At 60.8% G+C, this 24,986-nt stretch carries 25 protein-coding genes; 23 read left to right on the top strand and 2 right to left on the bottom strand.

The genetic code is table 11. The features are described from left to right. Nucleotides 1–10: 10 nt before the first annotated feature. The 12 genes from HCU66_RS16415 to HCU66_RS16360 all read left to right on the top strand — a co-directional run bounded on the left by HCU66_RS16415 (nt 11) and on the right by HCU66_RS16360 (nt 11,473). The gene (locus HCU66_RS16415; RefSeq protein ID WP_205889458.1) at nt 11–2,245 is read left to right on the top strand and encodes a DNA internalization-related competence protein ComEC/Rec2; all 2,235 of its coding nucleotides are present in this window, start codon (nt 11–13) and stop codon (nt 2,243–2,245) included. A gap of 97 nt (nt 2,246–2,342) precedes the next feature. Beyond that, on the top strand, nt 2,343–2,978 hold the full coding sequence (locus tag HCU66_RS16410) for a MotA/TolQ/ExbB proton channel family protein (RefSeq protein ID WP_007941964.1): 636 nt from the start codon (nt 2,343–2,345) through the stop codon (nt 2,976–2,978). Next, nucleotides 2,975–3,403, top strand: coding sequence for a biopolymer transporter ExbD (locus HCU66_RS16405; protein WP_205889457.1), 429 nt, complete (start codon nt 2,975–2,977; stop codon nt 3,401–3,403). The genes HCU66_RS16410 and HCU66_RS16405 overlap by 4 nt, the downstream gene beginning before the upstream one ends. Further along, a complete protein-coding gene (gene lpxK, locus HCU66_RS16400; RefSeq protein WP_205889456.1) occupies nt 3,403–4,413 on the top strand; it encodes a tetraacyldisaccharide 4'-kinase in 1,011 nt (336 codons plus the stop codon). The genes HCU66_RS16405 and lpxK overlap by 1 nt, the downstream gene beginning before the upstream one ends. 25 nt (nt 4,414–4,438) lie before the next feature. After that, a complete protein-coding gene (locus tag HCU66_RS16395) occupies nt 4,439–4,624 on the top strand; it encodes a Trm112 family protein (protein ID WP_003179363.1) in 186 nt (61 codons plus the stop codon). Next, nucleotides 4,621–5,385 (top strand): 3-deoxy-manno-octulosonate cytidylyltransferase, encoded by a 765-nt coding sequence (gene kdsB, locus HCU66_RS16390; protein ID WP_205889455.1) that lies wholly within the window; start codon nt 4,621–4,623, stop codon nt 5,383–5,385. Before HCU66_RS16395 ends, kdsB begins: the two co-directional genes overlap by 4 nt. Beyond that, nucleotides 5,385–5,849 (top strand): low molecular weight protein-tyrosine-phosphatase, encoded by a 465-nt coding sequence (locus HCU66_RS16385; protein WP_205889454.1) that lies wholly within the window; start codon nt 5,385–5,387, stop codon nt 5,847–5,849. Before kdsB ends, HCU66_RS16385 begins: the two co-directional genes overlap by 1 nt. Then, a complete protein-coding gene (gene murB / locus HCU66_RS16380; RefSeq protein ID WP_205889453.1) occupies nt 5,846–6,865 on the top strand; it encodes a UDP-N-acetylmuramate dehydrogenase in 1,020 nt (339 codons plus the stop codon). Before HCU66_RS16385 ends, murB begins: the two co-directional genes overlap by 4 nt. Before the next feature lie 243 nt (nt 6,866–7,108). Continuing rightward, entirely contained in the window at nt 7,109–7,582 is a 474-nt protein-coding gene (locus HCU66_RS16375; RefSeq protein WP_205889452.1) for a (2Fe-2S)-binding protein, read from the top strand. Next, the gene (locus HCU66_RS16370) at nt 7,579–9,900 is read left to right on the top strand and encodes a xanthine dehydrogenase family protein molybdopterin-binding subunit (protein WP_205889451.1); all 2,322 of its coding nucleotides are present in this window, start codon (nt 7,579–7,581) and stop codon (nt 9,898–9,900) included. The genes HCU66_RS16375 and HCU66_RS16370 overlap by 4 nt, the downstream gene beginning before the upstream one ends. Next, nucleotides 9,900–10,883, top strand: a complete 984-nt coding sequence (locus tag HCU66_RS16365; protein ID WP_205889450.1) for an XdhC family protein — start codon at nt 9,900–9,902, stop codon at nt 10,881–10,883. The genes HCU66_RS16370 and HCU66_RS16365 overlap by 1 nt, the downstream gene beginning before the upstream one ends. Then, nucleotides 10,880–11,473 carry a nucleotidyltransferase family protein gene (locus HCU66_RS16360; protein ID WP_205889449.1) on the top strand — a complete coding sequence of 198 codons (594 nt, stop codon included), beginning with the start codon at nt 10,880–10,882 and terminating at the stop codon, nt 11,471–11,473. Before HCU66_RS16365 ends, HCU66_RS16360 begins: the two co-directional genes overlap by 4 nt. Nucleotides 11,474–11,649: 176 nt before the next feature. Here HCU66_RS16360 and rne read toward each other — a convergent pair whose 3' ends face one another. Next, nucleotides 11,650–14,769: a ribonuclease E gene (rne, locus tag HCU66_RS16355; protein ID WP_205889448.1), complete on the bottom strand. Its 3,120-nt coding sequence runs from the start codon at nt 14,767–14,769 to the stop codon at nt 11,650–11,652. A gap of 700 nt (nt 14,770–15,469) precedes the next feature. Between rne and rluC the strand changes: the two genes are divergently transcribed. The 3 genes from rluC to HCU66_RS16340 are packed head-to-tail and all read left to right on the top strand — an operon-like array spanning nt 15,470 to nt 18,092. Continuing rightward, nucleotides 15,470–16,429 carry a 23S rRNA pseudouridine(955/2504/2580) synthase RluC gene (rluC, locus tag HCU66_RS16350; RefSeq protein WP_205889447.1) on the top strand — a complete coding sequence of 320 codons (960 nt, stop codon included), beginning with the start codon at nt 15,470–15,472 and terminating at the stop codon, nt 16,427–16,429. After that, nucleotides 16,416–17,069: an HAD-IA family hydrolase gene (locus HCU66_RS16345; RefSeq protein WP_205889446.1), complete on the top strand. Its 654-nt coding sequence runs from the start codon at nt 16,416–16,418 to the stop codon at nt 17,067–17,069. The genes rluC and HCU66_RS16345 overlap by 14 nt, the downstream gene beginning before the upstream one ends. Nucleotides 17,070–17,102: 33 nt before the next feature. After that, a complete protein-coding gene (locus HCU66_RS16340; protein WP_205889445.1) occupies nt 17,103–18,092 on the top strand; it encodes a S49 family peptidase in 990 nt (329 codons plus the stop codon). Between the two features lie 49 nt (nt 18,093–18,141). Here HCU66_RS16340 and HCU66_RS16335 read toward each other — a convergent pair whose 3' ends face one another. After that, complete coding sequence (locus HCU66_RS16335) at nt 18,142–18,720, bottom strand: Maf family protein (protein WP_205889444.1); 579 nt, start codon at nt 18,718–18,720, stop codon at nt 18,142–18,144. A gap of 105 nt (nt 18,721–18,825) precedes the next feature. On the opposite strand from HCU66_RS16335, the gene HCU66_RS16330 reads away from it, so the two are divergent. The 8 genes from HCU66_RS16330 to pabC all read left to right on the top strand — a co-directional run bounded on the left by HCU66_RS16330 (nt 18,826) and on the right by pabC (nt 24,985). Then, entirely contained in the window at nt 18,826–19,353 is a 528-nt protein-coding gene (locus HCU66_RS16330) for a YceD family protein (protein WP_007942001.1), read from the top strand. Nucleotides 19,354–19,366: 13 nt separating this feature from the next. Further along, a complete protein-coding gene (gene rpmF / locus HCU66_RS16325) occupies nt 19,367–19,549 on the top strand; it encodes a 50S ribosomal protein L32 (protein WP_003179396.1) in 183 nt (60 codons plus the stop codon). A gap of 3 nt (nt 19,550–19,552) precedes the next feature. Continuing rightward, a complete protein-coding gene (gene plsX / locus HCU66_RS16320; protein WP_205889443.1) occupies nt 19,553–20,563 on the top strand; it encodes a phosphate acyltransferase PlsX in 1,011 nt (336 codons plus the stop codon). A 125-nt stretch (nt 20,564–20,688) separates the two neighbouring features. Then, a complete protein-coding gene (fabD, locus tag HCU66_RS16315; RefSeq protein WP_205889442.1) occupies nt 20,689–21,627 on the top strand; it encodes an ACP S-malonyltransferase in 939 nt (312 codons plus the stop codon). A 16-nt stretch (nt 21,628–21,643) separates the two neighbouring features. Beyond that, nucleotides 21,644–22,387 carry a 3-oxoacyl-ACP reductase FabG gene (gene fabG / locus HCU66_RS16310; RefSeq protein WP_007942004.1) on the top strand — a complete coding sequence of 248 codons (744 nt, stop codon included), beginning with the start codon at nt 21,644–21,646 and terminating at the stop codon, nt 22,385–22,387. Between the two features lie 192 nt (nt 22,388–22,579). Then, nucleotides 22,580–22,816: an acyl carrier protein gene (gene acpP / locus HCU66_RS16305; protein WP_025261008.1), complete on the top strand. Its 237-nt coding sequence runs from the start codon at nt 22,580–22,582 to the stop codon at nt 22,814–22,816. A 109-nt stretch (nt 22,817–22,925) separates the two neighbouring features. Beyond that, entirely contained in the window at nt 22,926–24,170 is a 1,245-nt protein-coding gene (fabF, locus tag HCU66_RS16300) for a beta-ketoacyl-ACP synthase II (RefSeq protein WP_205889441.1), read from the top strand. After that, complete coding sequence (gene pabC, locus HCU66_RS16295; protein WP_205889440.1) at nt 24,170–24,985, top strand: aminodeoxychorismate lyase; 816 nt, start codon at nt 24,170–24,172, stop codon at nt 24,983–24,985. Before fabF ends, pabC begins: the two co-directional genes overlap by 1 nt. Nucleotide 24,986: the final 1 nt, after the last annotated feature.

Below are 24,986 nucleotides of genomic sequence, written 5' to 3'. Positions count from 1 at the left end.
GGACGGGCTTATGCGCACAGGGATGATGGCGCTGGCGTTGGGTCTGCTGGCCTTGCGTTTTTTACCGGCATTACCGCCGGCGGGGTTGTGGTTGGTGTTGCCGGTAGCGGGTTTGATGTTGCTGCCGTTTCGAACCTTTCCACTGGCATTTTTGTTGTTCGGTTTCAGTTGGGCGGGCGCGAATGCACAGTGGGCGCTGGATGATCGCCTGGCGCTGGATCTCGATGGCGAGACTCGTTGGGTCGAAGGTCGTGTTACCGGGTTGCCGCAACAGGCCGAGGGCGTGGTGCGTTTCGAGCTGACGGACAGTCAGTCGCGGCGCACCCAACTGCCTCGGCGCTTGCGTCTGGCCTGGTACGGCGGGCCGGCCGTCAACAGCGGCGAACGGTGGCGGCTGGCGGTCAAGTTGAAGCGTCCTGCCGGGCTGCTCAACCCCCATGGTTTTGATTACGACGCCTGGCTACTGGCCCAACGCATCGGCGCCACCGGGACAGTCAAGGACGGCCAGCGGCTGAGGGAAGCGCAGTGGGCCTGGCGCGACGGCATCCGCCAGCGATTGCTGGCCGTGGATGCCCAGGGGCGAACGGGGGCGCTGACGGCGTTGGTGCTGGGGGATGGCGCCGGGCTCAGTCGTGAGGATTGGCAGGTGCTGCAAGACACCGGCACCGTGCATCTGTTGGTGATTTCCGGGCAGCACGTCGGTTTGCTGGCGGGGCTGGTGTATCTGCTGATCGCCGGGCTGGCGCGTTATGGCTTATGGCCCAGGCGCTTGCCATGGCTCCCATGGGCGTGCGCACTGGCGTTCACGGCAGCGCTCGGTTATGGGCTGTTGGCCGGCTTCGAGGTACCGGTGCGGCGGGCCTGCCTGATGATCGGGCTGGTGCTGTTGTGGCGGCTACGGTTCCGTCACCTTGGCGCTTGGTGGCCGCTGTTGCTGGCGCTTGACGGGGTTCTGCTGATGGACCCGCTGGCGAGTCTTCAACCGGGTTTCTGGTTGTCCTTTGCGGCGGTAGCGGTGCTGATTTTCACCTTTGGCGGGCGATTGGGGCCGTGGCGCTGGTGGCAAACCTGGACCCGCGCCCAATGGCTGATCGCGATCGGTCTGTGCCCGCTGCTGTTAGTGCTGGGCTTGCCGATCAGCCTCAGCGGGCCGCTGGCCAACCTGCTGGCGGTGCCCTGGATCAGCCTGGCGGTCTTGCCGCCGGCCTTGCTCGGAACACTGCTGTTGCCCGTGCCTTATGTGGGCGAAGGGTTGCTATGGTTGGCCGGCGGTCTGATCGATCTTTTGTTCCAGGGGTTGGCGTTGATGGCCGGGCAAGTGCCCGCGTGGGTGCCAGTGGCGGTCCCGTTATGGGTGTGGGCGATCGGCATGCTGGGTGCCTTTCTTCTGTTGCTGCCGCGAGGCGTACCAATACGCCCGTTGGGCTGGCCAATGCTGCTATTGCTGGTTTTTGCGCCTCGGCACACGCTGCCTGAAGGCATCGCCGAAGTCTGGCAACTGGATGTCGGCCAAGGGTTGGCCATCCTGGTGCGCACCCGCCATCACACCCTGCTGTATGACGCCGGGCCACGGTTCGGTGATATCGACCTGGGTGAGCGGGTGGTGTTGCCATCACTGCGCAAGCTGGGCGTGAACGGACTCGATCTGATGCTGATCAGCCACGCCGACGCCGATCATGCCGGCGGTGCGCGAGCGGTTGCCGGCGGTGTGCCGGTGACGCGAGTACTGAGTGGCGATCCACTGGCGCTGCCCGACGAGCTACACGCCGAGGGTTGCGAGAGCGGTCAGCAGTGGACCTGGGACGGCGTGGGGTTCCAACTCTGGCAGTGGCCATCGGCCAGCGACCGTAATCAGAAGTCCTGCGTGCTGCAGATCGAAGCCAACGGCGAGCGGTTACTGCTGACCGGCGATATCGATAGCACGGTCGAGCGGGCACTGCTCGACAGTCCATTGGCGGTGCCGACGGACTGGTTGCAGGCTCCGCACCACGGCAGTCGCAGTTCATCCTCGACAGTATTGCTCAGGGTCTTGCAACCCAAAGCCGTGCTGATCTCCCGTGGCAACGGTAATTCTTTCGGCCACCCTCACCCCACCGTCGTGGCGCGGTATCAAAAGCGTGGTGTGGCGATTTACGACAGCGCCGAGCAGGGTGCCATTCGTCTACAACTGGGGCGTTTCAAACCGCCGTGGACGATGCTTCAGGAACGGCGTTTCTGGCGCGACCCGCCACCATTGCGCCAGTAATTCGCATCATTAAAGCCCGACCGGATGCGACATCCCGGTCTTCGGTGCGCCCACCCCCTATGTTAGAGTGGCGCACTTTTTCGAGGGGACTGTCACTGTGTGGGAATTGGTCAAATCCGGCGGCTGGATGATGCTGCCGATCATTCTGAGTTCCATCGCGGCCATGGCGATCGTCGCCGAGCGTCTCTGGACCCTGCGCGCCAGCCGCGTGACCCCGGAGCACTTGCTCGGGCAGGTCTGGGTCTGGATCAAGGACAAGCAACTCAATAAAGAAAAACTCAAGGAACTGCGCGCCAACTCTCCGTTGGGCGAGATCCTGGCCGCCGGTCTGGCCAACTCCAAACATGGTCGCGAGATCATGAAAGAGTGCATCGAAGAGGCCGCAGCGCGGGTGATTCACGAACTCGAACGCTACATCAACGCCCTGGGCACCATCGCCGCCATGGCCCCGTTGCTGGGGCTGCTGGGGACGGTGCTGGGCATGATCGATATTTTCAGTGCGTTCATGGGCACGGGCATGGGCACCAACGCCGCGGTGCTGGCCGGGGGTATTTCCAAGGCGCTGATCACCACCGCCGCAGGCCTGATGGTCGGCATTCCGGCCGTGTTCTTCCACCGCTTCCTGCAACGCCGGATCGATGAACTGGTGGTGGGCATGGAGCAGGAAGCGATCAAACTGGTCGAGGTCATACAGGGCGACCGCGACGTGGACCTGGCCGAGGGTAAAGCGTGAAATTCCGTCGTAAGCCGCGGGAAACGATAGACATCAACCTCGCGTCGCTGATCGACGTGGTGTTTATTCTGTTGCTGTTTTTCGTTGTGACCACCACCTTCACCCGTGAAACCCAGTTGCGCGTCGACCTGCCGGAAGCGGTCAGCGGCTCCCCGGCCGAAGACCAGCAGCTCAAGCAACTGGACATCGCCATCAGCGCCGATGGGGCGTATTCGGTCAACAACCAGCTGTTGCCGAAGAGCGACCTGACCAGCCTGATGGAAGCGCTGCAGAAAGAATCCAATGGCGACACCAACCTGCCGCTGTCCATCAGCGCCGATGGCAAGACCCCTCATCAGTCTGTCATCACCGCGATGGACGCTGCCGGCAAGCTCGGTTTCAGCCACTTGCGCATGACCACTGTCGAGGCGGCGCCGGCGTCCTGATGACCATGTCCGATCGATTGCTCGCCGCGTGGTATGACGGTCATCCGGCGTTGAAGCTGTTGCAGCCTCTGGAATGGCTGTATCGGCGCGTCGTCATCGGCAAGCGCGAGCGCTTTCTGGCGGGCGAGGGCGAGATCTACCAACCGCCGGTGCCGCTGATCGTGGTCGGCAACATCACGGTAGGCGGCACCGGCAAGACGCCGCTGATTCTGTGGATGATCCAGCATTGCCAGCGCAGCGGTCTGCGGGTCGGTGTGGTCAGCCGTGGTTATGGCGCCAAACCGCCGCAATTGCCGTGGCGGGTCGAGGTGGATCAAGGCGCGGACGTGGCGGGCGATGAACCGCTGTTGATCGTTCAGCGCACCGGCGTGCCGCTGATGATCGACCCGGACCGCAGCCGCGCGGTCAAAGCCTTGCTGGCGAGTGAGCCACTGGACCTGATCCTCTCCGACGATGGCATGCAGCATTACCGGTTGGCTCGTGATCTGGAGTTGGTGCTGATCGATGCCGCTCGGGGGCTGGGCAACAAGCGTTGCCTGCCTGCCGGGCCGTTGCGCGAACCGGTCGAGCGTCTGCAAAGCGTCGATGCCGTGCTGTATAACGGTGCTGCCAATGATCGCGAAGACGGTTTTGCGTTCCAGTTGCAACCCACCGAACTGGTCAACCTGCACAGCGGCGAACGGCGTCCCCTCGACCATTTTCCTGTTGGTCAGGCCGTGCATGCCGTGGCCGGGATCGGCAATCCCCGGCGTTTCTTCACGACCCTCGAAACGCTACACTGGCGGCCAGTGCCCCATGCATTTGCCGACCACGCCGAGTACAGCGTGCAGGCCTTGAATTTCACACCGTCATTGCCAGTGGTAATGACGGAAAAGGACGCGGTGAAGTGCCGTGCCTTCGCCGCCGCCGATTGGTGGTACCTGACGGTCGATGCTGCGCCATCGCCGGCCTTCGTGGCCTGGTTCGATACGCAGCTGATGCGCCTGTTGCCGGCTCGTCTTTTGCCTTAACTCCGTTTCTATCCAGGGAATGTACATGGACACCAAATTGCTCGATATCCTCGCTTGCCCGGTCTGCAAAGGCCCGCTCAAGCTCAGCGCCGACAAAACCGAGCTGATCAGCAAGGGCGCCGGCCTCGCATACCCGATTCGTGATGGCATCCCGGTGATGCTCGAAAGCGAAGCGCGCACCCTGACCACCGACGAGCGTCTGGATAAATGACCACAGCCTTTACCATTGTCATTCCATCGCGCTATGCCTCAACCCGTCTGCCGGGCAAACCGCTGCTGTTGATCGCCGGCAAGCCGATGATCCAGCACGTCTGGGAGCAGGCGAGCAAAAGCAGCGCCCAGCGCGTGGTGGTGGCCACTGACGATGCGCGCATCGTCGAGGTCTGCAGGGGCTTTGGCGCCGAAGTGGTGCTGACCCGCGAAGACCACAATTCCGGCACCGATCGTCTGGCCGAAGTCGCGGCGAAACTGGGCTTGACCCCGGATGCCATCGTAGTCAATGTTCAGGGCGACGAGCCGTTGATTCCGCCGAGCGTGATCGATCAGGTCGCCGCCAACCTGGCTGCCCACACCGAAGCGCGCATGGCCACCCTGGCCGAGCCGATCGAAGACGTGGAGACCCTGTTCAATCCCAACGTGGTCAAGGTGGTCAGCGACCTCAATGGCCTGGCACTGACATTCAGTCGTGCCACCTTGCCATGGGCTCGCGACGCGTTCGCCAAGAGCCGCGAGCAATTGCCGGAAGGTGTGCCCTATCGCCGTCACATCGGCATTTATGCCTATCGCGCCGGTTTCCTGCAGGACTTCGTCACCTGGGGCCCGTGCTGGCTGGAAAACACCGAGGCTCTGGAGCAATTGCGGGCGCTCTGGCATGGCGTGCGGATTCATGTCGCCGACGCACTGATCGCACCGCCTGCCGGCGTCGATACCATTGAAGACCTCGAGCGCGTTCGTCGCCTGCTGGAGGCCTGATGCGGGTTCTGTTCGTCTGCCTGGGCAATATCTGCCGTTCCCCCACGGCTGAAGGCGTATTGCGGCACAAACTGCGTGAGGCGGGGCTGACCAATCAGGTCGAAGTGGCGTCCGCCGGCACCGGTGACTGGCACGTCGGCAAGGCCCCGGACAAGCGCAGCCAGGCCGCGGCGAAGCTGCGTGGCTACGACCTTTCCGCCCAGCGCGCCCGGCAAGTAAGCCGCGCCGATTTCGCCGCCTACGACCTGATCCTGGCAATGGACAACAGCAACCTGCGCCACCTCAAGGCCTTGCAACCGGCCAATGGCAAGGCCGAGCTGGATTTGTTCCTGCGTCGTTTCCAATCGGAAGTCGATGAAGTGCCGGATCCTTATTACGACAGCGAGCAGGGTTTCGAACAGGTACTGGACTTGATCGAGCGCGCCAGCGATCTGCTGGTGATCGAATTGAAGGGACGGCTATGAGTTTGCAGGTTCAACCCCGGGTTTCGCTCAAGCCGTTCAACACCTTTGGCGTGGACGTACAGGCCCGGCTGTTTGCCGAAGCCCATAGCGATGCCGACGTGCGCGAAGCCCTGGCCTACGGGTTGGAACATGAAGTACCCGTGCTGGTGATCGGTGGCGGCAGCAATTTACTGCTGACCGCTGATGTGCCGGCATTGGTGCTGCGCATGGCCACCCGGGGGATTCGTCTGTTGAGCGATGACGGCAACCAGGTGGTGATCGAAGCCGAGGCGGGGGAACCGTGGCATCCGTTTGTGCAACACACCCTGGCGCAAGGGTTGTCGGGGCTGGAAAACCTCAGCCTGATTCCCGGCACCGTGGGTGCGGCACCGATGCAGAACATTGGTGCTTACGGCGTCGAGATAAAGGACGTGTTCGCCGGCCTGACGGCCCTCGATCGCCAGACCGGCGAGCTGCGGGACTTCACGCTGACCGAGTGCAACTTCGCCTACCGCGACAGCCTGTTCAAACAGGAACCGGGGCGGTGGTTGATCCTACGGGTGCGTTTCACCCTCACGCGCACCGCGCACCTGCACCTGGAATACGGCCCGGTTCGCCAGCGCCTGACCGAACAAGGCATCGAACACCCTACGCCCAGCGATGTCAGCCAGGCCATCTGCAGCATTCGCAACGAAAAGCTCCCGGACCCGGCAGTGCTAGGCAATGCCGGCAGCTTCTTCAAGAACCCCTTGGTCCCGGCGACATTAGTGGCGCAACTCAAGGATCAATACCCGGAGCTGGTGGCTTACGCACAACCCGACGGGCAAATGAAACTGGCGGCGGGATGGTTGATCGAGCGGGCCGGCTGGAAAGGCTTTCGCGACGGCGATGCGGGTGTGCATAAATTACAGGCGCTGGTGCTGGTCAACTACGGTGCAGCAACGGGCCTGCAATTGCTGAACCTGGCGCAGCGCATTCAGAAAGACATTTCAGAGCGTTTCAAGGTCGACCTGGAAATGGAACCCAACCAGTATTAAGGCTACGCTTTCAGGCTGATTCCAAAGCCCTGCACATCTTCAAATGTGCAGGGCTTTTTTGTTAATGCTCAGTTAACTTAGCCACCTAACGATGCAAGCATTTGCTCCATAAAAGGCCCGGTACAGACGTCGCCGTCTGCATAAGAGAGCCTACTTAGCCTGAGTCGATCTGCATGTATGAATTGCGAACCCAAGCGGCAGATTGCTCGACCCCATAACCTCTATCACTATGCGGGCGTGCCCATGAATACCCTGATACTCAACGGTCAACCCTACAAAATGGACGTTCCTGACGAGATGCCGCTGCTCTGGGCCATTCGAGATGTCGCGGGCGGCCATCCAGGAACAAAGTTCGGCTGTGGAATGGGACTGTGCGGTGCCTGTACGATTCATATCGACGGCCAACCGGCTCGGGCGTGCATCACGCCTATCAGTTCCGTGAACGGGCAAAACGTCACCACCATCGACGAGCTGCATAACGATCCGGTGGGCAAAGTCGTCCAGCAAGCCTGGCTCGACAGCGCCGTGGCCCAGTGCGGCTACTGCCAGGGCGGGCAAATCATGTCGGCCACTGCACTGCTGAAAACCAACCCGAACCCCAGCGACGAGCAGATCGAAGAGGCGATGGTCGGCAACATCTGCCGTTGCGGCACTTACAACCGGATCAAGACCGCCATCCGCCAGGCCTCCACTCACCTGAAGGAGGCCAAGGCATGAGTCAGCTACCGAATGATTTTGCGCTGAGCAACCTCAGCCGCCGCGGGTTTCTCAAAGGCGTGGGCGCCACCAGTGCGCTAGTGCTGGCTGCCAGTTGGGGATGGCAGGATGCATTGGCCGCCGAAAAAGAGCAGAAGTTCGGCGCCGATGGCATGCCCAACGGCTGGATCGATGATCCGAAGGTTTACATCAGCATTGCCGACGATGGCAGTGTGACCGTGATGTGCAATCGCTCGGAAATGGGCCAGGGCGTGCGCACCAGCCTGACCCTGGTGGTGGCCGATGAGCTGGACGCCGATTGGGCGCTGGTCAAAGTGCAACAAGCGCCGGGCGATGAAGTGCGTTTCGGCAACCAGGACACCGACGGTTCGCGCAGCATGCGTCACTGGTACGAGCCGATGCGCCGTTGCGGTGCCGCTGCGCGGACCATGCTTGAACAAGCTGCCGCCCAGCAGTGGAAAGTGCCGGTCAGCGAGTGCCGCGCGCAACTGCATAAAGTCATTCACCAACCGAGCGGTCGCGAACTGGGCTACGGCGCGTTGGCCGCCGCAGCCAGTGCGCTGACGGTGCCGGCTCGCGACAGCCTGCGGCTCAAGCAGCCGTCGGAGTTTCGCTACATCGGCAAGGAAGGCACCAAGGCCATCGACGGCGCGGACATCGTCAACGGTCGCGCGGTCTACGGCGCCGATGTGCATTTCGACGGCATGCTCTTCGCCACCATCGCCCGTCCAGCGGTCTACGGCGGCAAGGTCAAATCCTTCGATGCGAGCGCTGCGATGAAAGTCCCGGGGGTGATCAAGGTCCTGCAAGTCGAAAGCCGTCCATTGCCGTCCGAGTTCCAGCCGCTTGGCGGAGTGGCTGTGGTGGCCAGCAACACCTGGGCGGCGATCAAGGGCCGCGAAGCGCTGAAGATCGAGTGGGATGACGGTCCCAACGCCAGTTACGATTCGATCGCCTACCGCAAGGAGCTTGAAGCCGCGTCCCTCAAGCCCGGCAAAGTGGTGCGCAACACCGGCAACATCGACCAGGCCATAAGTGCTGCCGACAGTACCCTTGAAGCTTCCTACTATCTGCCGCACCTGGCGCAATCGCCGATGGAGCCGATGGTCGCCGTCGCCCGTTTCAAGGACGGTGCGTGTGAAGCCTGGGCGCCAAGTCAGGCGCCGCAAGTCACCCGCGAGCGGATTGGCGAGCGCCTGGGCATTCCATTCGATAACGTCACGTTCAATGTCACCTTGCTTGGCGGTGGTTTCGGTCGCAAGTCCAAGCCGGATTTCGTCATTGAAGCGGCGATCCTGGCCAAGGAGTTTCCGGGCAAAGCGGTGCGGGTGCAGTGGACCCGTGAAGACGACATCCACCACTCGTATTTCCACACCGTGTCTGCCGAATACCTCAAGGCCAGCCTGAACAAGGACGGCTTGCCGTCTGGTTGGCTGCACCGCACGGTGGCGCCGAGCATTACCGCGCTGTTCGCGCCGGGCATGAACCATGAGGCGGCGTTCGAGCTGGGCATGGGCTTCACCAACATGGCGTACGCGATCCCCAACGTACGCCTGGAAAACCCTGAAGCGACGGTCCACACGCGGGTCGGCTGGTATCGCTCGGTGTCGAACATTCCCCATGGCTTTGCGATTCAGAGCTTTGTCGATGAACTGGCGCACAAGGCTGGTCAGGATCCACTCAAGTACCAGATCAAGCTGCTCGGACCGGATCGTCAGATCGATCCGCGCACCTTGAGTGAAGAGTGGAACTACGGCGAATCCCCCGAGCGTTATCCGATCGATACCGCGCGGATGCGCACCGTGCTGGAAACCGCTGCCAAAGCCGCCGGTTGGGGACGTCAGTTGCCCAAGGGCCGCGGCTTGGGCCTGGCGGTGCATTACAGCTTCGTCACGTATGTGGCGGCGGTGATCGAAGTCGAAGTCAAGGACGACGGCACGCTGATCGTGCATAAGGCTGACATCGCCGTGGATTGCGGCCCGCAGATCAACCCCGAGCGGATTCGCTCGCAGTTCGAAGGCGCCTGCGTGATGGGTCTGGGCAACGCGGTGCTGGGGGAAATCAGCTTCAAGGACGGCAAGGTCCAGCAGGACAACTTCCACATGTACGAAGTGGCGCGCCTGTCCCTGGCTCCGAAGGAAGTCGCCGTGCATCTGGTCACGCCACCGGGCAATGTGCCATTGGGCGGCGTCGGTGAGCCGGGCGTACCGCCGATTGCGCCAGCGCTGTGCAACGCGATCTTCGCCGCCACCGGCAAGCGCATCCGTAACTTGCCGGTGCGCTATCAGTTGCAAGGTTGGCAGAAGGCGCAAGCCTGATGGACAGCGTCGATCTGAACGTCCTGCGCAGCGTGCTGGAGTGGCGCCGCGCCGGCCAGCGGGTGATCTTGTACAGCGTGGTCCAGACCTGGGGCACCGCGCCCCGGGCACCTGGCGCCATGCTGGCCTTGCGTGACGACGGCGTGGTGATTGGCTCGGTGTCCGGTGGTTGTGTCGAGGATGACCTGATTGCCCGGCTGCACGATGGCCGTATCCCGACCGATGGGCCGCCGGTGCAGTTGATTACCTATGGCGTCACCCGTGAGGAGGCCGCGCGGTTTGGTTTGCCCTGCGGCGGCACGTTGCGCCTGACCGAGGAGCGTGTCGGCGATCCGGCGTGGGTCGCCCAGTTGTTGGCGCGTTGCGAGGCCCATGAAATCGTTGCGCGATCGTTGGATATTGCGACCGGTGAAGTGGTTTTGCACCCGGCGAACAAAAGCGACGTGCTGAGTTTTGACGGCCGCACACTGCGCGCCATTTACGGTCCGCGTTGGCGATTGTTGCTGATCGGCGCGGGGCAGCTGTCGCGGTATGTCGCCGAGATGGCACGGCTGCTGGATTTCGAAGTACTGATCTGTGATCCACGCACCGAGTTCGTCTACGGCTGGGAAGAACAACACGGTCGCTTCGTCCCGGGCATGCCCGACGAAGCAGTGCTGACCATCCAGACCGACGAACGCACCGCCATCGTCGCGCTCACCCACGATCCGCGCCTGGATGATATGGCGCTGCTCACGGCCCTGGATTCCAGGGCGTTTTATGTCGGTGCGCTGGGTTCTCGGGTCAACAGCCAGAAACGTCGGGACAACCTGGCTCAGCTAGGCTTGTCCCAACAGGCCATCGAGCGTTTGCACGGCCCGATCGGCTTGCACATCGGCAGCCATACTCCGGCGGAAATCGCCTTGTCGCTGCTGGCCGAGATTGTGGCAATCAAGAATGGCATCGAGCTGAAACAGAAGAGGCCGTTGCAGGAGGGCGTATGAGCGACTCCATCGGCGTTATCGTTCTGGCTGCCGGGCAGGGCTGTCGGTTTCGACAGGTAGCGGGTGACGACAAGGACAAGCTGCTGACGGACTGTACCGGCCGTGACGGCATGACCGTGCACTCAATGATCGAGCAGGTGCTGGTGAATCTGCCGGCCACCCTTGAGAAGCGTGTGCTGGTCACCACCGCGGACCGCCCGCAAGTGATCCGCATGGCTCAGGCCTATGGTTGCGAGATTGTGCGGATCGAGTCGACCGGCCTGGGCGACAGTATTGCGGCGGGAGTGGCAGCCGGTTCGAAACTCGGTGGCTGGCTGATCATGTTGGGGGATATGCCGTTTATCCTGCCGTCGAGCATTGAACAGGTCGTCGCGGCCATTGCGGATGACGCCATCAGCGTGCCGGTGCATGAAGGGCAATATGGGCATCCGGTGGGGTTCGGACGAAGCTTCGGGCCGGGTTTGATGGCGTTGACCGGTGATCAGGGCGCCAAGTCACTGTTCGTGCAGGCGAGGGTGGTTGAGGTGGTGGTAGAGGATCCCGGGGTGTTATGGGATGTGGATGTGCCTGAGGGGCTGGTCTTCCCGTAATGATCGTTCCCACGCTCTGCGTGGGAATGCAGCCCGGGAAGTTCCGCGTCCCAAGCGGACGCAGAGCGTCCATTGAGGCATTCCCACGCAGAGCGTGGGAGCGATCAACACAAAGACAAGGACATAAAAAAGCCCCGCCTGGATCACCAGGCGGGGCTTTTTAGTGGCCGATGGAATCAGACGAGGGGTTTAGGCTCGTGCTCTTTTTCCTGGGCTTGTTCGTGTTGCTCTACCGCTTCCTGTACGGAGCGCGGTGCTTCCTCGATGACCGACTCGGCAGCAGGTGCCGAGTCGACCGCTTCGTCAACAACCGGTGCAGGTTCGGCAGCGACAACCGCTTCAGCCGGAGCAGCAGCGGCAGCCAGTTCGGCTTCCTTCTGCAGACGCTCGGCTTCACGCTTGCGACGACGTACTTCACGCGGGTCGTTCGGCGCACGACCACTTGGGGTCAGGGCGCTGACAGGAGCGGCTTCGGCAACAACCGGAGTTTCAACCGCCGGAGCAGGCTCGGCTGCTGCAACCACTGGCTCGGAGAGCGTGGTTTCAGTAGCTGGGGCTTCAGCGACTGGCGCTTCGACGGCTACAGGTGGCTCGGCGACCCAGTTGAACGTGGTTTGTTCTTCACGAACTTCACGTGCCGGTTCAGACACTGGCGCTTCAACTACAGGTTCTGCGGCAACCACTGGTTCAGCGGCGGCTTCAACTTCCAGTTGTGCTTCACGCACCGGTGCCACTTCGATTTCCGGAGCAGCGGTGACGATTACCGGCGTGATGGCTTCAACCACGGGTGCTTCAACCGGAGCCGTTTCCAGCGTGGCGGCAGTGGCGCGTTCGGCTTGCTCGTTGGCCTGTGCTTCAGCAGGTGCGCTGATCACGGAGCTGGCAACGGCTGCGGTAACCGCCAGGCCGGCGGCCAGATCGGCAGCGCTTGGCGCTTCGGCGTTTTCAGCCGATTCGGCCTCTTCCGAGCCTTCGATCACGTTGCCGTTGGCATCGCGTTGACGTTCACGGCGGTTGCTGCGACGACGCTGGCCACGGGAGCGGCGGCGTGGGCGATCGCCTTCGGCGTGCTCCTGACCGTCTTCCTGCAGTTGCTCTTCGCTGGTTGGCAGCTCTTCTTCGGCAGCAGCAGCGACTTGCTCGGTGCGAGGCTGACGTTCTTCACGCGGTGGGCGTGGAGCGCGTTCTTCGCGTGGCTGACGGGCCGGACGCTCTTCAGCGGTGGCAACGGCGGCCGGAGCGGCATCCAGAGGCTCGCGCAGTTCACGTACCGGACGCTCTTCACGCTCGCCACGTGGCTTGCGGTCTTCACGTGGTGCGCGCGGTGCACGTTCTTCACGAGGGGCACGTGGAGCGCGTTCTTCGCGGGCGACTGCTGGCGCTTCTTCGCGGGCTTCGCGTGGCTCGCGTGGTGCGCGCTCTTCACGCGGTGCACGTTCCTCACGAGGCTTGCGCTCTTCATCGCGGCGACCGTTACGGTTGCGGCTCTGCTGACGACCGTTGCGACGCTCTTCATTGCGGGCTGGGCGCTCGGTGGTCGCTGGTTTTTCAACCACAACCGGAGCAACAGGTGCTTCCTTGGTCGCGAACAGGCTGACCAGCGACTTCACCAGGCCCTTGAACAGGCTTGGCTCTGGCGCGGCGACTGGTGCCGCCACCGGAGCGGCGACGACTTCGGTCGGCACCGGAGCGTTGGCGCGGGCCGGTGCCGTCTTGACCGCGGCTTCCTGGCGAACCAGGGTGCGGGTCGCGGCGGCTGGCTGGACGTCTTCGATTTCGGCAGCGGCAGCAGCGATCTCGTAGCTGGACTGGTTGATGCTGGCTTCCGGGCTGTCATCGCGCAGACGCTGCACTTCGAAGTGCGGCGTTTCGAGGTGATCGTTCGGCAGAATGACGATGCGGGCACGGGTGCGCAGTTCGATCTTGGTGATCGAGTTGCGTTTTTCGTTGAGCAGGAACGCCGCCACCGGGATCGGCACTTGTGCACGAACTTCGGCGGTACGGTCTTTCAGGGCTTCTTCTTCGATCAGGCGCAGGATGGCCAGGGACAGCGATTCAACATCACGGATGATGCCGGTGCCGCTGCAGCGCGGGCAGACGATGCCACTGCTTTCGCCCAGCGACGGACGCAGGCGCTGACGGGACATTTCCAGCAGGCCGAAGCGCGAGATGCGACCGACTTGCACGCGGGCGCGGTCGGCTTCCAGGCATTCGCGGACTTTCTCTTCCACGGCGCGCTGGTTCTTGGCAGGGGTCATGTCGATGAAGTCGATGACGATCAGGCCGCCGATGTCGCGCAGGCGCAACTGACGGGCGATTTCTTCGGCGGCTTCAAGGTTGGTCTGCAGAGCCGTTTCTTCGATGTCGCTGCCTTTGGTGGCGCGCGCCGAGTTGATGTCGATGGACACCAGGGCTTCGGTCGGATCGATGACGATGGAGCCGCCGGAAGGCAGTTCGACGACGCGTTGGAAGGCGGTTTCGATCTGGCTTTCGATCTGGAAGCGGTTGAACAGCGGAACGCTATCTTCGTACAGCTTGATCTTGCTGGCGTACTGCGGCATCACCTGGCGAATGAAGGTCAGGGCTTCGTCCTGGGCTTCAATGCTGTCGATCAGCACTTCGCCGATGTCCTGGCGCAGGTAATCGCGGATGGCGCGGATGATCACGTTGCTTTCCTGGTAGATCAGGAACGGCGCGGAACGATCCAGCGAAGCTTCTTTGATGGCGGTCCACAGTTGCAGCAGGTAATCGAGGTCCCACTGCATTTCTTCGCTGCTGCGGCCAAGACCGGCAGTGCGAACGATCAGACCCATGTCGGCCGGGGCAACCAGACCGTTCAGGGCTTCACGCAGTTCGTTGCGCTCTTCACCTTCGATGCGACGGGAGATACCGCCGGCACGCGGGTTGTTCGGCATCAGAACCAGGTAACGACCGGCCAGGCTGATGAAGGTGGTCAGGGCGGCGCCCTTGTTGCCACGTTCTTCTTTCTCGACCTGAACGATGACTTCCTGGCCTTCGCTCAGGACGTCCTTGATGTTGACGCGGCCTTCGGGAGCTTTCTTGAAGTATTCGCGGGAGATTTCTTTGAGGGGCAGGAAGCCGTGGCGCTCAGAGCCGAAATCGACAAAGGCAGCCTCAAGGCTTGGTTCGATGCGAGTAATCCGGCCTTTATAGATGTTGGCCTTCTTCTGCTCGCGTGCACCGGATTCGATGTCCAGGTCGTAGAGGCGTTGGCCATCTACCAGTGCAACACGCAACTCTTCGGGTTGAGTCGCGTTAATCAGCATTCTTTTCATGTAGTACCGTCGGTTTCCGGGCTGCCGGAAACGGCGTTCGGCACACACGACTTCTCACGGTCGGTGTCAGGTGCGTCGGGAGTGGTTGGCCATTCCCGTGTCCAGCGATGTCCGACCAATTGGGCCGGTATCGCGACGTACGCGTCCTGCTTGCTGTGGCTACTTAAGCACTCAGTCAGGAGGAGGAATCAACCGGCGGCTGTGGACGAGATGAAGCGTCTTGATAAAGCCTATTGCTACACAGTCCAGCGGTTGTGCATCTCCACCCTACACGTATCCCTGATAATTCGGGTGCTGCCGCGCGCAGAATCCGCAGCGGGTTGGCATTTACCGTGAGCTCCGAAAGGGGAGGTCACGCATCATGGCTAATTTAGGCGTTGTTTCCGAAGCGTTCGCTCGGGGTTGTTCACAGCTGACTGCACTTTGTGAACTGGCCGTGAATATTTGCTCGGAAGGCGAGTGAAAACTCTGCTTTGCGGCATGATTCAGGCCTTATGTCACCTGCGCTTGTTACAACTGCAAACGCTGCCGTTACGTAGCGAAAGCCCCGTAGGACGGCCTCTCGTCCTCGTGAATTGCGTTGGTCAGGGCCGGTTTTTGACCGTTAGTCCGCTGTCCAGGCCACTTTTGGCGGCGTTCGCGACTATAGCAGCAATGATTAAGTGCTTCAATTCCATAAAAAATTGTTATCATCCGCACCATGACGACTACTGCCCCTTCGACCCCAGGCGTACAACTGCTTGAGGTCTCGCCGGAATATGCCGGCCAACGTATTGATAACTTTCTTCTCGCTCGGCTCAAAGGCGTGCCCAAGACCTTGATTTACCGCATTTTGCGTAAAGGCGAAGTGCGGGTGAACAAAGGTCGGATCAAGCCCGAATACAAGCTGCAGGCGGGCGATATCGTGCGCGTACCGCCGGTTCGCGTGCCCGAACGCGACGAGCCCGTGCCGCTGGCCCAGGGGCTGCTGCAGCGGCTCGAGGCCTCGATTGTCTACGAAGACAAGGCGCTGATCGTAATCAACAAGCCCGCCGGCATCGCGGTTCACGGTGGCAGCGGCTTGAATTACGGCGTGATCGAAGCCTTTCGTCAGTTACGTCCCGATGCAAAAGAGCTCGAGTTGGTTCACCGCCTCGACCGCGACACGTCCGGCCTGCTGATGATCGCCAAGAAGCGCAGCATGTTGCGTCACTTGCACGCCGCATTGCGCGGCGATGGTGTCGACAAACGTTATATGGCGCTGGTGCGCGGCAACTGGGCGACCTCGATCAAGCAAGTCCGCGCGCCGTTGCAAAAGAGCAATCTGCGCTCCGGCGAGCGTATGGTCGAAGTCGACGAAGAGGGCAAGGAGGCACTGACCGTGTTCAAGGTGCTGCGTCGCTTCGGTGACTTTGCCACCATGGTCGAGGCCAAGCCGATCACCGGTCGCACTCACCAGATTCGCGTCCATACTTTACATGCCGGGCATTGCATCGCCGGCGATACCAAGTACGGCGATGAGGGCTTCAGCAAAGAGATTCGTGATCTGGGCGGCAAGCGCCTGTTCCTGCATGCCTACATGCTGACCGTGCCGCTGCCCGACGGTGGCGAGCTGAAATTGCAGGCGCCGGTCGACGAAATGTGGGCCAAGACCGTGGAGCGATTGAGTGCGCCCATCTGATTACAAGCTGCTGATTTTCGATTGGGACGGTACGCTCGCAGACTCCATTGGTCGGATTGTCGAGGCGATGCACGTGGCGTCCGAGCGCTCAGGCTTCCCGTTGCGCGATGATTTTGCCGTCAAAGGCATTATCGGTCTCGGACTGCCGGAGGCCATTCGCACCTTGTATCCCGAGATCGGCGATGGCGAGCTGCTGGCGTTTCGTGACTATTATGCACAGCACTACATCGCGGCGGAGGCTGTTCCTTCGCCGTTGTTCGAGGGCGTGCTCGAGTCGATGGACGCGTTTCGTGCTGACGGGTATCGCCTGGCCGTTGCCACCGGCAAGGCCCGGCGAGGGTTGGATCGGGTGCTCAAAGCCCACGGCTGGGAGGATTATTTTGATGTCACCCGTGCGGCGGATGAAACAGCCAGCAAGCCCCATCCGCTGATGCTCGAGCAGATTCTCGCCCATTGCGAGGTTTGCCCGGAGCAGGCGCTGATGGTCGGGGATTCGTCCTTCGATCTGCAGATGGCACGCAACGCCGGCATGGATTCGGTGGCGGTCAGCTATGGCGCTCAATCGATTGAGGCGTTGCAGCAGTTCGAGCCACGACTGTCCATTGATCGTTTTTCAGAATTGCGCGCTTGGCTGAGCTAGCGGGCTTAACGGTTTTTTGCAGGGGTAGATGTCATGACCGACGAATGGAAAGCACCCGCCAAGGCGAGCGCAGAGAGCGGTGACGAGAAAAGCTGGAAGCTGCTGGAAACAACTCTGCTGGCCAACGTGCAGGAGCATCGCCGGTCCCGTCGCTGGGGGATTTTCTTCAAGCTGCTGACCTTTGCGTACCTGTTGCTTGCGTTGTTCTTGTTCACGCCGCTGATGGATGTGGAAAAAAGCGCCACTCGCGGTTCCGGTTACACGGCGCTGATCGATATAACTGGCATGATTGCCGAGAAAGAGCCGGCCAGTGCCGACAATATCGTCGGCAGTCTGCGTGCAGCCTTCGAGGACAAGAAGGTCAAGGGTGTGATCCTGCGGATCAACAGCCCGGGCGGAAGTCCGGTGCAGTCGGGGTATGTCTATGACGAGATCCGTCGTTTGCGCGGCCTGCATCCGGATATCAAGGTTTATGCTGTGATCTCGGATCTGGGGGCTTCGGGTGCCTATTACATTGCCAGCGCGGCGGATCAGATTTACGCCGACAAGGCGAGTCTGGTGGGCTCCATTGGCGTGACGGCGGCCGGTTACGGTTTTGTCGGCACCATGGAAAAGTTGGGCGTCGAGCGTCGTACCTATACCTCCGGCGAGCACAAATCGTTCCTCGATCCGTTCCAGCCGCAGAAGCCTGCGGAAACTGCATTCTGGCAGGGCGTGCTGGATACCACTCATCAGCAGTTCATCAGCAGCGTCAAGAAAGGGCGCGGTGATCGACTCAAGGACAAAGAGCATCCGGAGCTGTTCTCCGGCCTGGTCTGGTCCGGTGAGCAGGCGCTGCCGCTGGGCTTGATCGATGGTCTGGGCAGTGCCAGTTCGGTGGCGCGTGACGTGATCGGCGAGAAAGAGTTGGTGGATTTCACTATTGAGGAGTCGCCGTTTGATCGCTTTTCGAAAAAGCTCGGCGCCAGCGTGGCTGAGCATTTGGCGATGTGGATGGGCTTCCAGGGGCCGGCGTTGCGTTGATCGCCTGCCTGCATAACGAAACCGGCCCGCGTGGCCGGTTTTTTGATCTTTAAGGTATTTGCACGCCTTCAGCCAGCAGCATGTCGACCAGGCGAATCAGTGGCAGGCCGATAAGGCTGGTGGCGTCAGGGCCTTCTGTGCTTTTAAACAGGCTTACCCCCAAGCCTTCAGCTTTGAAACTGCCTGCACAGTCGTAGGGCTGCTCGGCGCGCAGATAGCGTTCGATGCGCGCTGTGTCGAGTGCGCGCATGTGTACGGTAAAGGGCACGCAGTCGACCTGGCAGTCGCCGGTCTGGCTGTTGAGCAATGCCAGGCCGGTGAGGAAGGTTACGCTGGTGCCGCTCGATGCCAGCAGTTGTTCGCGAGCCTTTTCGAAGGTATGGGGTTTGCCGATAATTCGCTCGCCAAGTACCGCGACCTGGTCCGAGCCAATGATCAGATGGGTGGGATAACTGGCTGCAAGTGCGCGGGCTTTTTCTTCGGCGAGACGCTTTACCAGTTCGATGGTGGACTCATCCGGGCGGTGGCTTTCGTCGATATCCGGCGAGCTGCAAGTAAACGGCAGCTGCAAGCGGGCCAGCAATTCCCGGCGATACACCGAGCTTGAAGCGAGTAATAAAGGCAGCATGCGCATCTCCAAAGGGCGGGGGGCGAATTCTAGCGCAGGCTCAAGTGACGCACAGGGCTGAATTTCCTTTGACATGGCCGGGGGCATCCCTATAATGCTGCGCCTATGTTGAATGACCCGATTCCACCTCACGTTGACCCGCGCAAATTGGCAGATCGTGGCACCACCCTTCAAGGTGAAATGCTGCTGGCCGATTTGGAGAGACTCTGCGACCCGCTTTCCGACAATGTCGGTACGGTGCAGGCTAAATTCGTTTTTGAACGAGATGAACGTAAGTCTGTGGTCATCCACAGCTTTATCGACACCGAAGTCAAAATGGTTTGCCAGCGTTGTCTTGAGCTGGTCACCCTGCCGATCCATAGCGAATGCAGTTACGCTGTGGTGAAGGAGGGTGCGAATACCCAGTCGTTGCCGAAAGGTTATGACGTGCTGGAACTGGGCGAAGATCCATTGGATCTGCAGTCACTGATCGAGGAGGAGCTTCTGCTCGCCTTGCCCATTGTGCCTGCTCATCATCCGGAAGAATGCCAGCAGCCGGCGGGAGCAGATGAGCCCGAACCGAGCGAGGACGAGGTAACGCGGTCCAACCCGTTCAGTGTATTGGCGCAGTTAAAGCGTGACCCAAACGTTTAGGAGTTAATCAATTATGGCTGTTCAGCAGAACAAAAAATCCCGCTCTGCCCGTGACATGCGTCGTTCGCACGACGCTCTCGAGGCTAGCACCCTGTCTGTAGAAAAAACCACCGGTGAAGTTCACCTGCGTCACCACGTATCGCCAGAAGGCGTATACCGTGGTCGTAAAGTGATCGACAAGGGCGCTGACGAGTAATCCTTGTCCGCTCAAGTCATCGCGATTGACGCAATGGGCGGGGACTTCGGTCCCCGCAGCATTGTTCAGGCCAGCCTTGCTTGTCTGTCTGCTACGCCCTCGCTGCACCTGACCCTTGTCGGTCAACCCTCCCTCCTTGAAGAATTGATCGCTGGCCAATCGGCTGTGGATCGCTCGCGTCTGTCGATCGTGCCGGCGTCCGAAGTCATCACCATGGACGACAAACCTGCCCAGGCCTTGCGCGGCAAGCCTGATTCGTCGATGCGCGTGGCGCTGGAGTTGTTGCGCGATGGCAAGGTCCAGGCGTGCGTCAGTGCCGGCAATACCGGTGCGCTGATGGCGTTGTCGCGGTTTGTGCTCAAAACTTTGCCGGGGATCGATCGGCCGGCCATGGTTGCCGCCATTCCGACCGAGAAAGGTTTCTGCCAGTTGCTTGATCTGGGCGCCAATGTTGATTGCAGTGCCGAGCATCTGTTGCAGTTTGCGGTGATGGGTTCGGTGGCGGCGCAAGCGCTGGGCGTCGTTCGTCCACGGGTCGCGTTGCTGAATATCGGCACCGAAGACATCAAGGGCAATCAGCAGGTCAAACTGGCGGCGACCCTGTTGCAAAATGCGCGCGGTCTGAATTACATCGGATTTGTCGAAGGTGACGGTTTGTACCGTGGCGAGGCAGATGTGGTGGTATGTGACGGCTTTGTCGGCAATATCCTGCTCAAGTCCAGCGAAGGCCTGGCGACCATGATTGCCGGGCGAATCGAGGCCCAGTTCAGAAAAAATTTCGCGTCGAAAGTGGTCGGCGCTCTGGCGCTGCCGCTGATGAAGCGCTTGCAGGCCGAGCTGGCACCGGCTCGCCATAACGGCGCAAGTTTCCTCGGTTTGCAGGGAATTGTCGTGAAAAGCCATGGTTCGGCGGGGGTTCAGGGCTTCCAGAGTGCGATTCAACGCGCCTTGATCGAGATCCAGGAAAACTTGCCGGAACGGCTTCATGGTCGTCTGGAGGATTTGTTGCCTTAGGCGTTTTCGTCAGACAATGCTTAAATGTGACCGCTCAGTTCAATGAGCCATCCAACTGTCAGTTTCTTGCGTTCCCCAGGCGGGACGTCAATTCTCCGGCGACAAGATCATTAGGGGCTTGTTACATGTCTGCTTCCCTCGCATTCGTCTTTCCAGGACAGGGTTCGCAGTCCCTCGGCATGCTGGCCGAGCTGGGCGCGCAACATCCTGTGGTCCTCGAAACATTCAAAGAAGCTTCCGATGCCCTGGGTTACGACCTGTGGGCGCTGACCCAGCAAGGGCCGGAAGAGCAACTCAATCAAACCGATAAAACCCAACCGGCGATCCTGACCGCTTCGATCGCCTTGTGGCGTCTGTGGCTGGCTGAAGGTGGTGCGCGTCCGGCTTACGTTGCCGGTCACAGCCTGGGCGAATACAGCGCTCTGGTGGCTGCGGGCAGCCTGAGCCTGGGTGACGCGGTGAAGCTGGTGGAGCGTCGCGGCCAATTGATGCAGGAAGCCGTTCCGGCCGGGCAGGGCGGCATGGCCGCTATCCTCGGTCTGGACGATGCCGACGTGCTGGCAGCCTGCGCCGAAGCGGCGCAAGGCGAAGTGGTCAGCGCGGTCAACTTCAACTCTCCGGGCCAGGTAGTGATTGCCGGTGCCAAGGCGGCAGTCGAACGCGCCATCGAAGGCTGCAAGGCCCGTGGCGCCAAGCGCGCCATGCCGTTACCGGTCAGCGTGCCTTCCCACTGTGAATTGATGCGCCCGGCCGCAGAGCGTTTTGCCGAGTCCATCGCCGCCATCGACTGGAAGGCACCACAGATCCCTGTGGTACAGAACGTAAGCGCCGACGTGCCGGCCGATCTGGAAACCCTCAAGCGCGATCTGCTTGAGCAGCTCTACAAGCCTGTACGCTGGGTCGAGTCGGTCCAGGCGCTGGCTGCCAAGGGTGCGACCGAGCTGGTCGAATGCGGCCCTGGCAAAGTACTTGCTGGTCTGAACAAACGTTGCGCCGAAGGCGTGTCGACCTCTAACCTCAATACCCCAGACGCTTTCGCTGCCGCCCGTGCAGCGCTGGCCTGAACAAGGAGAAGCCTGCATGAGTCTGCAAGGTAAAGTTGCACTGGTCACCGGTGCCAGCCGTGGTATCGGCCAGGCTATCGCTCTGGAGCTGGGTCGTCAGGGTGCCATTGTTGTCGGCACCGCGACCTCCGCTTCGGGTGCCGAGCGTATCGCCGCCACTCTGAAAGAAAACGGTATTCAGGGCACTGGCCTGGAACTCAATGTCACCAGCGATGAGTCCGTAGCGGCCGTGCTGGCGAGCATTCAGGAGCAGTTCGGTGCGCCGGCGATTCTGGTCAATAATGCCGGTATCACCCGCGATAACCTGATGATGCGCATGAAAGATGACGAGTGGCATGACGTCGTCGATACCAACCTGAACAGTCTGTTCCGCCTGTCCAAGGGCGTTCTGCGCGGTATGACCAAAGCCCGTTGGGGACGAATTATCAGTATTGGCTCGGTTGTGGGTGCCATGGGCAACGCAGGCCAAGTAAACTACGCAGCCGCCAAGGCCGGTCTGGAAGGTTTCAGCCGTGCGCTGGCGCGTGAAGTCGGTTCGCGTTCGATTACGGTAAACTCGGTGGCCCCGGGGTTCATCGACACCGATATGACCCGCGAACTGCCCGAGGCGCAGCGTGAAGCCCTGCAGACGCAAATTCCGCTGGGTCGTCTGGGGCAAGCTCAAGAGATCGCGTCTGTGGTCGCTTTTCTTGCATCCGACGGTGCGGCTTACGTTACTGGGGCTACAATCCCGGTGAACGGCGGGATGTACATGAGTTAAATGTGACGGATTGCTTCAAAAAAATGTCATACGAGCTGTCTAAAATCCGTTATAAAGCTGCAATCTATTTTATCGGCAGAGGGTCGCGGGGTTTGAGGAGTGAAGCTTTCAGTTGAAAAGCTGAAAAGTCTTTCTATACACTTACCCACTGGCCAGCTGCCTGAATTTGTCCATTAGGAGTGAAAACAAGGTATGAGCACCATCGAAGAGCGCGTCAAGAAAATCGTTGCTGAGCAACTGGGCGTTAAAGAAGAAGAAGTGGTCAACACCGCTTCCTTCGTTGAAGACCTGGGTGCAGACTCCCTTGACACCGTTGAGCTGGTGATGGCTCTGGAAGAGGAATTCGAGACCGAAATCCCTGACGAAGAAGCTGAAAAGATCACTACTGTACAAGCAGCAATCGACTACGTTAACTCCCATCAGGGTTAATAGTTTGTAATCGTTGCTCGCTGTCATGGAAAAACCGCACTGCCATCATGGCGTGCGGTTTTTTCTTTAGGCCTTGTGCGAAGTCGTCATTTGAAAAAAGGAGAGTGCTGTGTCGCGTAGACGCGTCGTAGTCACCGGTATGGGTATGTTGTCGCCACTGGGTACCGATGTGCCGAGCAGTTGGCAGGGCATTCTGGCTGGCCGCAGTGGCATTGGTCTGATCGAACACACCGACCTTTCTGCCTATTCCACCCGTTTTGGCGGCTCCGTGAAGGGCTTCAATGTCGAGGAATACCTGTCGGTCAAGGAAGCTCGCAAACTCGACCTGTTCATTCAGTACGGTCTGGCTGCAGGTTTTCAGGCCGTGCGTAATGCAGGTCTTGAAGTTACCGACGCCAACCGCGAGCGCATCGGCGTGGCCATGGGGTCGGGTATTGGCGGTCTGACCAATATCGAAGACACCAGCCGCACGCTGCATGATGCCGGCCCACGACGGATTTCTCCGTTTTTCGTGCCTGGCTCGATCATCAATATGATTTCCGGTTTCCTGTCCATCCACCTGGGAGCACAGGGGCCTAACTACGCCATCGCCACGGCGTGTACCACCGGTACACACTGCATCGGCATGGCGGCACGCAACATCATGTACGACGAAGCCGACGTGATGATCGCCGGTGGCGCCGAGATGGCTGCGTGTGGTCTGGGCATGGGTGGCTTTGGTGCCTCCCGCGCGCTGTCGACCCGCAACGACGAACCGACCCGTGCCAGCCGTCCATGGGACAAGGGCCGTGATGGCTTCGTACTGTCCGACGGCGCCGGCGCACTGGTTCTCGAAGAGCTGGAGCACGCCAAGGCCCGTGGCGCGACCATCTACGCCGAGCTGATCGGCTTCGGCACCAGTGGCGATGCCTACCATATGACCTCGCCCCCGGCCGATGGCGCGGGTGCTGCGCGTTGCATCACCAATGCCTTGCGCGATGCGAAGATCAACAGCGATCAGGTTCAGTACATCAACGCTCACGGTACTTCGACCTCGGCCGGCGACCTCGCCGAAGCCTGTGCGATCAAATCCGTGTTCGGCGATCACGCCTACAAACTGGCGGTCAGTTCGACCAAGTCCATGACTGGTCACCTGCTGGGCGCGGCGGGCGCGGTCGAGGCGATTTTCAGCGTACTGGCCATCAACAGTCAGGTCGCTCCGCCGACCATCAACCTCGATGAGCCGGACGAAGGCTGCGACCTCGACTTCGTACCTCACACCGCGCGCGGCATGGATATCGACGTGGTGCTGTCCAACTCCTTCGGATTTGGCGGTACCAATGGCTCGCTGGTGTTCCGCCGGTTCGCTGACTGATGGACAGCTGGGTCGACGGTCAACCGGCTGACGCTTTGTCGCTGAAGGATCGCGGCCTGGCTTACGGCGATGGTCTGTTCGAGACCGTCGCGGTCAAGGGCGGGCAGCCATTGCTGCTGGATCGACATCTGTCGCGTCTGGCCGAGGGCTGTTCGCGCCTGGCGATTGCCGCCGATCACCAATTGATCCGCGCGGAGCTGCTGGCCTATGCCGCAGCCCTGGGCGAGGGCGTGCTCAAGCTCATCCTCACCCGCGGCGACAGCCTGCGTGGTTACGCCCCCGACCCCTCGGCCCAGGCCCGGCGCATTCTGCAAGGCAATCCTCCTGCTGCTTATCCAGCTGTTCATGCAGAGCAGGGCGTTCGTCTGTTTCCTTGTGCAACACGGTTATCCAAACAACCCCTGCTCGCCGGTCTCAAGCACCTCAATCGTCTGGAGCAGGTTATTGCCCGTTCAGAATGGCAGGACACCGAGCATGCCGAAGGCTTGATGCTGGATCAGGTCGGGCGGGTGATCGAAGGCGTGTTCAGTAATCTGTTTCTGGTGCGCGATGGCGTGCTGGTGACCGCCGATCTCAAACGTTGTGGCGTGGCGGGCGTGATGCGTGCCGAGTTATTGTTTCAAGCCGAGTCATTGGGGATCCCCACACAAATCACCGACATTACCCTCGAACAGCTGCAATGGGCTGATGAGGTCTTTGTCTGCAACAGCGTGTATGGCGTTTGGCCGGTGCGCGCCTATGCCGCACTGAGCTGGCCGGTTGGGCCGCTCACCCGTAAACTCCAAACCATTGCCCGTGCGCTACTGGATGTTTGAT

The organism is Pseudomonas frederiksbergensis, assembly GCF_017114915.1.
In the GTDB taxonomy this organism is placed as follows: Bacteria; Pseudomonadota; Gammaproteobacteria; order Pseudomonadales; family Pseudomonadaceae; genus Aquipseudomonas; species Aquipseudomonas frederiksbergensis_I.
Note: the sequence above shows the minus strand (reverse complement) of the source record. Positions and strands in the feature narration are given on the sequence as shown.